This window comes from Flavobacterium arsenatis (assembly GCF_031456785.1).
In the GTDB taxonomy this organism is placed as follows: domain Bacteria; phylum Bacteroidota; class Bacteroidia; order Flavobacteriales; family Flavobacteriaceae; genus Flavobacterium; species Flavobacterium arsenatis.
On record NZ_JAVDVI010000009.1, the window covers coordinates 106,519 to 119,781 of the forward strand.

Sequence of the window (13,263 nt, forward strand, 5' to 3'; positions counted from 1 at the left end):
ATATTTATCACCAATAACTTTATGAATCTACTCTTGTGTTTTGTTTGTACATTTGAAGAACTTGGGTTTTAAAAAACAATATGGAATCGTATTGCATAAAGCTCCAATTTTGAAAACAGCCTTCATGAAAATTAAATCTATATTCATCAGTTTTATATTTATAGGATTTTTTGCCTGTAATGATTCGGAAAAACCTCTTTCGTTAGAAGGTGAATATGCTGATAATCAAACAAATATAAAGAAAACGGATTTAGAAGCTGATTCAGTAAGAAATCAGGATTTAAAATATTCACTTGAGCAATTGGACAACACAAAAGGTTTGTCGAACAGCTCTGTGAATTGCATCTTCCAAGATTCTCAAAATTTGCTTTGGATTGGAACCTGGGACGGATTGAACCGTTATGACGGTAGTAATTTTAAGATATTCAGATCCGAACAAGACAATAAAAAATCCTTGAGCAACCAAGTTATCCTTAAAGTTGGAGAAGATAAGGAAGGTCAGATTTGGGTTTTAACGATGCACGGCATCAACCGTTACAATAAGAAAACCGATACGTTCGAGCATTATTATTTTTCAAGAAAAAACAATCCGCCATTATCGGAATCTGAATTCAATATGGCACTTGATGCTTCGAAACAGGTATTTTGTGCGGTTAAAGATTGGGGAATTGGCTATTTTGACGGAAAAGAATTCCAATCGATAGAAAGTAAAGAGTTTTCAGCGAAAACGGTTCGGAAAATGGAGTTTTCTGCAAATGGAAAGCTGTTGGTTTTGTTTGATGATAATGAGTTGTATTCGGTGCATTTTTCAACTGAAAACGGCAAAAAAAGTATAGCAAAAACAGAATTAGTTGCAAATAATGTAAAGACTTTTGAGGTGCTTCCGAATCAGGATATTTGCACGGTTTTTACAAGTGGAGCAGTTGAATTATATTACTCAAACTATAAAAGCAAAGCTATTTTTCCTCAAAAAAATATAGAAAACATCGTTGGTCATCTTCCCGAAGGTTTGGTTTTATCGGGAAAATCAGGCTATTCAATTGTTAATTTTGAAGGAAATACGATAGTAAAACCATGGTCAAAATACCTAAAAAATCAAAAGATAACCACTTTAATTCAAGGAAGCGAAAACATCATTTGGACGGGAACTGATGGCGACGGCGTTTTCAAAATGTATCCGCTTAAAAAGTCGTTTAACCTGATTTCAAAGGCTCAAATGCCGGAACTTGATGGCGGGATTGTGAGGACTTTTCTTGAAGTTGACGGTAATTCGTTTTGGGTGGGAACAAAGGGGAAAGGATTGTTTCGCTTTTCGTCCGATTTTTATCTGAATCCAGAAAAATCTTTGGACTATCAAAATTTTAATGAAAGTAACAGCATCATCAACAATGCGGTTTTTGCTTTAAGCGAAGGAAAAGACAACCTTGTTTTTATTGGAACCGATGGCGATGGAATTGCGGTTTATGATGTAAATAATTCAAAATTAATAAGTTGGCGAGATATTGAAGGAAGTGAAAAAGCGGGTTATTTTAAATCGATTTATGCCATCCATCAGGACAAAAACGGATTTATTTGGCTGGGAACCAATGGCTACGGAATGATTCGATGCAAGATAACACGTTCGGGTTCTAAATTGAAAGTGACCGATTTTCAGAACTATATCGCGGGAAATAAAGGCGAAAATTCGTTGAGTAGCAACATCATCTTTTCGATTGTTCCAAGGAATGACAACCAGCTTTGGATTGGGACGCGTTTGGGAGGTTTGAACCTTTTTGACAAATCTACTGGCAAATTTCAGATCTATAAAAATGATGCAAATAATCCCGAAAGCCTTTCCAATAATGATATTTTGTGCTTGGTTACAGATGCCAATAACAAGCTTTGGATTGGAACCAGTTTTGGTTTGAATGTCTTGGAAGAATTGAAGAACGATGGAAAAGCGATCTTCAAAACGTATACTGCCAAAGACGGTTTGCCCAACAATACCATCCACGGAATTGTTTCGGACAAAAAATCAAATCTTTGGATAAGTACAAATTTTGGGTTGTCGAATTTTAGCATCAATCCCGAAAAATTCATCAATTATACTAGAAATGAAGGCTTGCAGAACAATGAATTTGCTGATGGAGCTTTTTATAATGACCCGGAATCGGATTTTATTTTTATGGGAGGAATCAAGGGATTTAATTATTTTCTACCTCAAAAAATAAAAGAATCGGCCGTTGTTCCCGATCTTTTGATTGATAAAATAAGCGGACAAAATCAGGCCATTCCTTATTATCAAGGCTTGGTTATTTCGCCAGACTCTAAAACCTATCCGTCGATTGTTTTAAAACACAATCAGAATTTTTTCGATATTCAGTTGGCTTCTCTAACCTATATCAATAACGAAAAATGCCAATATGCTTATCAATTAGAGGGTTTTGACCAAGACTGGAACAGTATCGATAATCGTAAAATTATTTCCTTTACGAATGTGCCACGGGGAAATTATTCGCTATGGTTGAAATGGACCAACAGCGACGGCGTTTGGAGCGAACCTGTTCAAGCCATTGATATCCGAGTGAAACCTGTTTTTTGGCAGTCGAACGTGGCACTTTTAGTATATGCCATTTTGCTGGTTTCGTTTCTATTATTCGTCAGAAGTTATTATTTGAAACGTCAATCGCTCAAACAAAATATCCTTATCCGACAAAATGAGGAAGTGTTGCACGAAAATAGGCTGACTTTCTTTACCAACATCGCACACGAATTTTTAACGCCGTTGACGTTGATTGTTGGTCCGATTCAGAAATTATCGGAAACCACCAATTTGAATGAGAAGAACCAGAAATTCATACACATGATTCAAAGAAATAGTTCGAGATTATTATTTCTGACACAACAGTTGTTGGAATTCAGAAAGGCCGAATATGATTATCTGGAAAATACCGTAAAGAAATTCGACCTTGTAAATCTAGTGGAGCAAATTGCAGAGCTGTTTGATGATTGGGCTTTGGATAAAAATATTGATTATCATGTGGAAGTTCCATCAACATTACCGGGATGGTTCGACAAGGATAAATTAGAGAAAATCGTTTTCAATTTAATGTCGAACGCTTTCAAATACACACCTTCAAAAGGAAATATCCATCTTAAATTTAAAATAGAAGACAAGAATTTCAAGACCTTGAACATCACGATTACCAATTCAGGAAAAGGCATACCAAAGGAAAAACTGGAATCCTTGTTCGATCGTTTTTTCCTTTCGGATACCAACCAAACTTCTGATACGGAAATGTTTCGAACAGGAATCGGATTGGCCTATATCAAAAAATTGGTGACGGTTTTGAGAGGTGAAATTCAAGTTTCGAGTATCCCGAACGAGCAAACCACTTTTACAATCCTGATTCCGTGCGAAAAAGAAGCCTTTACGGAAAAGGAAATCGATATGGAAAAATCGCCCGTTTTGATTTCGCACCATCTTAAAAACATCCTTGAAGAAATTACCGAAAAAGCAGACGATATTCCAGATAAAATTTCAGCTTTGGATAATATCGAAAACAATCAAAAAAAGATCCTCATTGTAGAAGATGAGAAAGAAATCCATTTATTCCTGAACGATTTATTGGCCGATAAATACAAAATCATCACAGCCTATAATGGTGTTGAAGCTTTGGAAAGTATCGAAAACGAACTTCCAGACATCATAATAAGTGATGTAATGATGCCATTGATGGATGGAGTAGAACTTTGCAAAAGAGTAAAAACCGATTTACGAACCTGCCATATCCCGTTTATTATGTTAACAGCTAAAGATTCGGTCATTCACAGGATTGAAGGATTGGAGAGTGGAGCAAATTCTTATATTCCCAAGCCGTTTTATCCCGACCATTTGTTGGTTAGAGTTCAGAAACTTTTGGAAGAAAAAGAGCTGATACTGCAACATTTTACCCAAGATGCAGTTGTGGGAACGTTATCGGATATTCCAATTAACAACGAAGAAAAGGCATTTATCAAGCAAGTTATCGACCTTATTCGCAAAAATATCGACAACGAAAACCTTCAAAGTTCGTTTCTTGAGAAGACTTTGGGCATCAGTACCTCACAATTGTACCGAAAAACGAAGGAAATTTTCGGACTTTCTCCTGGCGATTTGATTCGAACGATTCGCTTGAAACATTCGGCCGAACTTTTACGAAGAAACCAATTAACGGTGTCAGAAGTATGTTATGCATCGGGATTTAACAACCGATCCTACTTTTACAGGGAGTTTAAAAAGGTCTATAATACCACTCCTAAGAATTATCAGCTTCAATATAAATCCAAGAATTCTTCCTTTTCAAATAACTGAAAATCAACTATATCGTTATAGTGTACACTTTTGAAGAAATAGTGTACACTCTTTTTTGTGCCGTTGACCTAAATTTATGAAATCATTTTAAAGGTTAAAAAAACGATTATCACAATTAACTCAACCAAAATTTTATTAACATGAAAAAAAAGGTACACATTATTAACAAATCAGCATTATTGGTATGAAAAACAAAATTATTTACAATCTTGTTCTGATATGGACAATATTGACTGGAAGTGTTATGTATGCACAAACGGTAACAGGAACAGTTTCTGATGCAAACGGTCCATTGCCAATGGTAAACGTCAGTGTGAAAGGAACCACAAATGGTACAGCAACAGATTTTGATGGAAATTATTCAATCAACAATGTGGCACCGGGTTCTGTACTGGTTTTTACTTATATAGGATTTGTTTCAAAAGAAGAAATTGTTACAGGCACTACGTTGAACGTTGTTCTGGCAGAAGATTCACAGACCTTGGATGAAGTTGTAATTACAGGATATGTAGGGCAACGAAGAAACTCTATTTCTGGAGCAGTTTCGGAAGTGAATATGGAGAACTTCTCAAAAACTAGAGTTGCCGATGTTTCTCAAGCACTTCAAGGACAAGTTGCCGGTGTTTTTGTAGCAGCAAGTACAGGTGCTCCAGGCGATGGAATTCAATTGAGGATTAGAGGGGAAGGGACTTTAGGGAATAATAATGCCTTGTATGTAGTTGACGGTGTTCCAACTCGTGATATTACATTTCTTAGTCCATCGGACATCAAAACGATGACGGTATTAAAAGATGCAGCATCAGCCTCTATTTATGGTTCTAGAGCCGCGGGAGGTGTAGTTTTGATTACAACTAAAAAAGGAACTGAAGGTAAATCAACTTTAGATGTTGATGTTTTTACTGGAGTTCATTTTGCAGTCAATCTTCCAAAAATGCTGAATGCATCACAATATTTGGATATGGAAGAAAGAGCTTGGAACAACAGTACAAAAAATGTTCCAGGAGCTACAAATCCTTACACTCGTGACAGAGGCGAAAGAGTTTTTGCTGATACGGACTGGCTTGATGAGCTTTTCACAACAGGATTATCGACTAGTTTTCAAGTTTCGGCAAGTGGCGGTAATGAAAAAACACAATATATGATTTCGGGAGGTTACTACGGAATTGATGGAATTGTAACAGAGAAAAATGACAAATACAAACGTGTAAATTTTAGAACAAATGTAAATTCTAATCTTTCTGATCGCTTTTCTGTTGGAACAAATTTACAATTGAATTATATTACTCAAGACCGTTTATCGTCAAGTGGAGATGCTCCTGGAGTAATCAGACACGCTTTGATTCGTCCGCCAGTTTTAAGTGTATATAAAGATGTAAATGATCCAACCTATTCCATAAATGATCCTTATACTGATTTACCTTTTTATACAGGGCCAGATCAAAATGGAGGATGGAGTCCAGATTATGAATACAGTTCAAATCCGTTGGCGATTGTTCATTTTACTGATGACAAAAGGAATACATTCCAAGCTTTTGGAAATGTGTTTGCTGAATATGCAATCTTGAGCGATAAATCTTTAAAGTTCAGAAGCAATTTAGGAGCCGACATTAAATTTTTGCACAATAAAGTTTTTGCAGAAAATTATGGAGATCCAAATATTGCTAATACAAGTGATATTTATTACGGTTTTGGAAGAAACAATCGTCCAAATAGTTTGAATGAAAATAGAGGTGAGAATATAACCTTTACATGGTCCAATACGTTGAATTATGTAAAAACATTTAACGATTCTCACAGTCTGAATGTTTTAGTAGGTACAGAATTAATAAAATCTAAAGAAGCCTCAATTGGTGGTGCAAGATCTAATTTTGACAATACATCAGATCCTTTTCGCTATTTAGATTATGGTGGATTAGGAAGTGATAGCTTTCCTTATCCTTATAGTTCAGGAAATGAACTTAGAGGAAGCTTGTTTTCGCTCTTTGCTTCGGGAACCTATGGTTATAAAAACACCTATTTTGCAACTGCCACAATTCGTGCTGATGCTTCATCAAAATTTGGGCCCAACAATAAATGGGGATATTTTCCATCATTGGCAGGAAATTGGATCATTACCAATGAAGAATTTATGCAAGATGTAAGCTGGCTTTCAAATTTGAAATTCCGTGCTAGTTGGGGTGTAAATGGAAACCAAGAAATTCCAAATGATGCGTTCCAAACTCTTGTAACTACTAATATAAATGGTACTGAAGTCATCCGATACGGAAATCCAGATTTGAAATGGGAATCAACTACTCAAACCAATTTTGGTATTGATATGGGAATATTGAGAAACAAACTTTCCTTCTCTGTGGATTATTTCAAAAAGGAAACCGATGATATTTTATTGACTTTAGGATTGCCAGGTGTTTCTGTTGGAGATATACTACCTAGCTACGTAAACGCTGGTTCTGTTACAAACGAAGGTTTTGAATTTGCAGTAAATTTCCAAAACAATGACAACGAATTCAAATATGGCATCAATGCTAATATGGCTACTTTAACCAATGAAGTTACGGGTCTTCATTCTAATGTGAGACTTTTAGAAAATACATTTGCCAATACAAGAACTGTTGTCGGACAGCCAATTAATGCATATTATGGGTATCAATTTGATGGAATTTATCAAAACACAGCTGAAATCAATTCACATTTGTATACAGCTCCAGGAACAACTCAACCCGGAGATATAAGATTTAAGGATCTTAACGGTGATGGCGAAATAAATGCTGATGACCGAACGTTTATCGGTAATCCTATTCCAAAAATAACGTATGGTTTAGCATTTAATGCTTCTTACAAGCGTTTTGATCTTTCTTTTTTATTCCAAGGTGTAGAAGATGTTGATCGTTACAACGATTTAAAACAAATTCTAGATTATGATGGACGTCCATTCAACTCAACAACAGCAGTTTTAAACAGTTGGAACGGAGAAGGAACAAGCAATACCATTCCAAGGGTAACACAGAATGATAATGGAGGAAGCAGAATTTCAAGCATTTTTGTAGAAGATGCATCTTACTTAAGATTAAAAAACATCGAAATCGGATATACTTTTAATGAAAACATGGTTGCCGGAATTTCAAATCTCCGAGTGTATGTTTCAGGTCAAAATTTACTTACTTGGACAGACTATACAGGTTTAGATCCTGAATCAACGAATTTGAAAGATCAGGGAACCTATCCACAAGCAGCGGCTGTAATGTTTGGAGCTAGAATAAAACTTTAAAAAAAAGATTATGAAAAGATATTATAAATTAGTGTTGTTACTGGGAGTTATTTCTTTTTCAAGTTGTGAAGAAGTTCTTGAGTTGACTCCTGTTGGTTTAGAGACGCAAGAACAAGCAGATAATACGCCAACAATTACTATAATCGAAAACCTAACGCGTTCTTCTTATGAGTTGTTATCCAATCGATTAAACATCATGGGAGAATGGAACTGGCCTGGTGGTCTGGTTTTTCAGAACGACTACATCATGCAAGACATCGCTTCGGATGATATGGAGAAGAAATGGAATCCAGATGGTGATCAGCCGTGGATCGATGAAATAAATAATTTCACTTTTACTTCAGAAAATGGTGGTCCAAACGGATTATGGAAATACAATTATGAAGGTATCAAAAGAGCTAACACGGCAATTGAACATCTAACCAATCCAGAAATAGAAACGATTACAGGAATTTCTGAAGCAAGGAAGAATCAATTGCTTGGTGAAAATTATTTTATCAGAAGTTATTATTACTTTTCTCTTATAACCAATTTTGGAGATGTTCCCTTGATTTTAAGACCTGTTAAAACTTTTGAGGAAGCATTTGAAGTTGCGGTAAGACAAGACAAAAATCTAGTTTGGGAACAAATCCAGTCTGATTTGCTTCTTGCCAAAGATTTATTGCCAAATTCAAAATATTCTTCTGACACAGAAAGATGGAGAGCTTCAAAAGGAGCTGCATTAGCACTTTTGGCAAAATCACATTTGTATAACGAAAATTGGAGTGCAGTTCCGCCTTTGGTAGATCAAATTGCTGGATTAGGATTTAGTTTGAATGCACACTATTTCCAAAATTTTACAGCAGAATACAATGACAACGAAGTTATTTTTTCGTTCGATCATCAAACCAATGCAGTTCCTAGAAGAGGAAACGGTATTTGTGCACCACTTGGTTGGGGATTTTTCGCACCAAGCGAAGATTTCTTGAATGCATTCGAACCAAATGATCCGAGAAAATCACTTACTGTAAATGTTGCAGATCAAAACGTAAACAAAATGTTAGGAAGTCTCAATGGAGCAAACAAAGGGAATGATGATGCTCCAAATAATAAAGTTTACATCCGTTTTGCAGATGTGCTTCTTTGGAAAGCCGAAGCACTTTTAGAAACTGGAGATACCGCTGGAGCCATAGCTATTATCAACCAAATTAGAAATAGAGCAAGAACATCAACCGATGCTGAAGGCGATCTTCCGCCTGCTGGAACCTTGCCAGATCGTCCAGCTTCAAACGATCCTGCAACAGTTAAAGGATGGCTGATTTCTGAAAGAAGAGTTGAACTTGGGTTTGAAAACCAAAGGTTACTCGACTTAAAAAGATGGGGAATTGCCAAACAGGTTATGACAGCCCATGGAAAAAACTTTCAGGACAAGCACATGTTGTATCCAATTCCGCAATCAGAAATTGATGCATCAGCTGGAACATTAACCCAAAATGACTACTAAAGAATAGAGAAAAGGTTGGCTCAGAGTTAGTTTGAGTTAGTTCCGGGTCAACCTTTCTTTTTTACAATTACAATACCATCCCGAATTATGAAAGACATCGCAAAACGCTTTGTAGAAAATCCATTATTGTCTCCCAACGATATTCCTGCCAGTACAGAAGGTTTGGAAATTACCTGTTTGCTTAATCCTGGAGCTTTTCAGTTTCAAGGAAAAACATGGCTAATTGTTAGGGTTGCCGAACGTCCAACACAAAAAGAGAATATAATTTCGTTTCCTATTTTAACCGAAACAGGAAGCATTTCCATCATAGAAATCAAAAAAGATGATCCAGAATTGGTTGCCACCGATGCAAGAGTCATCAACTATAAAGGAACCGATTATTTAACCACATTGTCGCATCTTCGATTGTTGTGCAGTGATGATGGCGTTAAATTCTATGAACCTGAAGATTATCCGTCATTGGTTGGAGAAGGAATTTTGGAAACTTTCGGAATCGAAGACTGCCGTGTGGCTACAATAGATGGAAAATATTATTTAACGTTCACTTCGGTTTCAGATAATGGAGTAGGAGTGGGATTAAGAACTACAACCGATTGGAAAAACTTTGAAAAACACGGAATGATTTTTCCAGCCCATAATAAGGACTGTGCCATTTTTGAAGAAAAAATAAACGGACTTTTCTATGCCTTGCATCGACCAAGCAGTGTGGATATTGGCGGAAATTATATCTGGATTGCCTCTTCGCCTGATGGAATTCATTGGGGAAATCACCATTGCATTGTCAGAACCCGAAAAGGTCATTGGGATTCAAAACGCGTTGGTGCTGGAGCGGCTCCAATCAAAACCGAAAAAGGCTGGTTGGAAATTTACCACGGTGCCAACGAAAACCACCAATACTGTTTGGGAGCTTTTCTTTTAGATTTGGAGGATCCAACAAAAGTGTTGTCAAGAACCGAAGAGCCAATTATGGTTCCAACAACCGAATACGAACTAAGCGGTTTCTTCGGAAACGTAGTGTTTACAAACGGCCATATCGTTCAACCTGATGGTGATACAGTAACGGTTTATTACGGTGCTTCAGATGAATTTGTTTGTGGTGCTACCTTTTCAATCAAAGAAATTCTTTCACTTTTAAAATAAATGCAATGCTAAAGAAACTCAAATCCGAAGTAGATCATTTTAAAAGTCAGACGCATAATTTTCGCATACTGGTTTTTACAAATCTGGTTTATGCTCTGGTTTTGCCTGTGATTGACATTTTTGTCGCAGCCTATATCATGAGGAATTCAAATGACACTTCGAAAGTTGTGATTTATCAATTGGCGATTTATACAGGAATTCCGCTCACTTTTTTACTGAATGGTTTTCTGCTAAAACACTTCAATATCCGAAAATTATATTCCACTGGAATGATGTTGAGTGGTGTTTCAATGATCATCATGATGTCGCTCAAAACCTTGGATTTAACCGGAATTGCCATTGCAGGAATCACGATGGGACTTTCTTTTGGATTATATTGGTCCAACCGCGATTATCTGGCATTGTCCATTACAAATGACGAAAACCGAAATTATTATTATGGTTTAGAAACGTTCATCTACACCATTATTGCCATTGCTGTTCCCGCCACGATTGGTTGGTTCATTCAATCAAAAGTAGGTGAAACAGAGAAGCATACGGCCTATTTAATTATTACAGGAATCGTATTTTTAATCACCATTGCTGCATCAATAGTATGTTTTAGGGGAAGATTTGAAAATCCGATTCAAAAAAAATACATCTTCTTTAAATTTCACCCGCTTTGGAACAAGTTATTATCATTGGCCATGTTCAAGGGATTGGCACAAGGATTTTTAGTCACCGCTCCAGCCATGCTGATTTTTAAACTTTTAGGAGAAGAAGGAGCTCTCGGAAAAGCACAATCAATAGGTGCAATTCTAGCAGCAATCATCATCTATTTTATCGGACGTTTTTCTAAACCTGAAGATCGAATCAAAACGTTTTCCGTAGGATTAATTCTTTTTGCAGTTGGAGCTTGCTTGAACGGATTTTTATACAATCAAACCGGAGTAATCATCTTTTTATTGTTATTATTGATTGCAAAACCTTTGATGGATTTGGCCTATTTTCCGATTCAATTGAAAGTAATCGACATTGTTTCCAGAATTGAAAAAAGAGGAGAATTCACGTATATTTTGAACCACGAAGCAGGTCTATATCTCGGAAGACTTCTCGGAGCCGGAACTTTTTTAGTTTTATATTATGCTGTTTCGGAGGATTTTGCACTTCGATATGCCATCGGAATAATTGCTTTGCTTCAACTGTGTTCGATTTTTATCAGTAAGAAAATTATCGCTCAAGGAAATAAATTAGCTCCTGAAGATGAAGACGAAAAAATTGATCCGAAAGCACTCGAAGAAACGGCCACAAACATCGTTTAAAAATTAAAACCATTACGAATGAATACTTTTTTTAAAGCCACAATAATTTGTTTTCTATCAGTCAACTTGTCCGTTTTTGCACAAGTAAAGCAACAGTCAATTCCGAGAGTTGATTTAATGGCCGATGTCCCAAAACCTTTTGGAATTATCGATTACAACAAACTTGCAAAAGATTTTGATGCAACTGTTTTTGATTTTGATGCCAAAGGAAAACTCTGGCCATTGGTCTGGATCGATAAAAGTCAGAAGAACTTCCCGCAGGATGTTGTCGGATTATATACAGCAATGGGGGATGTCCGTCAAGGCGAAGCCAACAAAGGAATGTTCCATGAAGCTTTGGCAACTATGGGAGCCACTTTAGGAGCCAGTTTGGTTGGAATTGACAAGACCAATCAGGACAAACTCAATTATGTGGCAATGCTGAAAAACTATTTCAACAGCGAAACCGGTTGGGACATTATGATGAACAATACTTGTCCGGAAGTTGCCTTGCTAGGTGGCGGATATGGCCGTGATTGGTGGTATGATGTCTATCCGAATTTGTTGTTTTATGCCGTTTATGACTTATATCCGAATGAACCAGGATTCGAGGAAATAGCCCGAAAAATTGCCGATAAATTCTACGAAGCCGATGTAATCTTGAACGGAAATTATGATTATTCCTATTTCGATTATGCGAAGATGACACCGATGAAAAACAATATTTGTGCTCAACCCGATGCTGCAGCAGGACACGCTTGGATTCTTTATTCAGCATATAAAAAATTTGGCGATCAAAAATATTTGAAAGGAGCTCTTTCGGCACTTTCGGCTTTAGAAGCACAACCGATAAACCCAACGTATGAATTATTGATGCCGTTTGGAGCTTATTTAGCTGCGAGAATCAATGCCGAAGAAGGAAAATCATACGATACGGCAAAAATGCTAGATTGGACGTTCGACGGAACCGCAATTTGCCGAGAAGGTTGGGGTTTTTTAGTCGGAAATTGGAACGGATATGACATTTCGGGAACTGTTGGAAGTACGGTTCACAACGGAGGCTATGGTTTCTTGATGAATACTTATGATGCCGCCTGGCCTTTGGTGCCAATGGTTCGCTATGATCAATCCTATGCAAATGCCATTGGAAAATGGATGTTGAACGCTGCAAACGCTTCAAAATTCTTTTATCCAGAGCACATGCCAGACGAGCACGAAACAATTCCAGAATTGGCTCATGTTGGAAAAAATGTGATTGCTTATGAAGGAATTATCAAAAAATCGCTTTATCCTGAAAATGAAAATATTCCAGCTCCAGTTGCTCAAGGCGACGGACCACTTTGGGTTCCGGGACAAAATCCTAAAGAATCACAATTGAGTGTTTACGGAAGTGGTCACGTCGGGATTTTTGGAAGCATCATCAAAAAAACAGATGTTGAAGGAATCCTTCAATTGGATTTATTGGCAACCGATTTCTTCAACGACAAAGCCTATCCATCTTATTTGTATTATAATCCGTATAACGAAAATAGAACGGTTACTGTAACTTTTGAAAAAGGAAAAAAAGTCGATTTATATGACACGGTTTCGGGAAAATTTTTAGCCAAAAATGTTTCATCTTCATCAAAAATTAAATTGGATGGAAAATCTTCGGCAGTAATTGTGATGGTTCCTGCTAAAGGCAAAATATCACATTCAGGTTCAAAAATGCTTGTAGATAATATCGTTGTGGATTATAACATTCAACCTAAAAAATAAA

Annotated in this window: 6 protein-coding genes; all 6 read left to right on the top strand. The window is 36.7% G+C overall.

Going from position 1 to position 13,263, the window contains the following annotated elements; genetic code table 11:
• Positions 1 to 124: 124 nt before the first annotated feature.
• Positions 125 to 4,333 carry a hybrid sensor histidine kinase/response regulator transcription factor gene (locus tag J2X31_RS11370; RefSeq protein ID WP_310026841.1) on the top strand — a complete coding sequence of 1,403 codons (4,209 nt, stop codon included), beginning with the start codon at positions 125 to 127 and terminating at the stop codon, positions 4,331 to 4,333.
• Between the two features lie 184 nt (positions 4,334 to 4,517).
• Positions 4,518 to 7,601: a SusC/RagA family TonB-linked outer membrane protein gene (locus J2X31_RS11375; RefSeq protein WP_310026842.1), complete on the top strand. Its 3,084-nt coding sequence runs from the start codon at positions 4,518 to 4,520 to the stop codon at positions 7,599 to 7,601.
• 10 nt (positions 7,602 to 7,611) lie between these two features.
• Complete coding sequence (locus J2X31_RS11380) at positions 7,612 to 9,084, top strand: RagB/SusD family nutrient uptake outer membrane protein (RefSeq protein WP_310026843.1); 1,473 nt, start codon at positions 7,612 to 7,614, stop codon at positions 9,082 to 9,084.
• Between the two features lie 87 nt (positions 9,085 to 9,171).
• A complete protein-coding gene (locus tag J2X31_RS11385; RefSeq protein WP_310026845.1) occupies positions 9,172 to 10,224 on the top strand; it encodes a glycoside hydrolase family 130 protein in 1,053 nt (350 codons plus the stop codon).
• A 5-nt stretch (positions 10,225 to 10,229) separates the two neighbouring features.
• Positions 10,230 to 11,525: an MFS transporter gene (locus tag J2X31_RS11390; RefSeq protein WP_310026846.1), complete on the top strand. Its 1,296-nt coding sequence runs from the start codon at positions 10,230 to 10,232 to the stop codon at positions 11,523 to 11,525.
• A gap of 18 nt (positions 11,526 to 11,543) precedes the next feature.
• Positions 11,544 to 13,262, top strand: a complete 1,719-nt coding sequence (locus J2X31_RS11395) for a hypothetical protein (RefSeq protein ID WP_310026847.1) — start codon at positions 11,544 to 11,546, stop codon at positions 13,260 to 13,262.
• The last annotated feature ends 1 nt before the right edge of the window (position 13,263 follow it).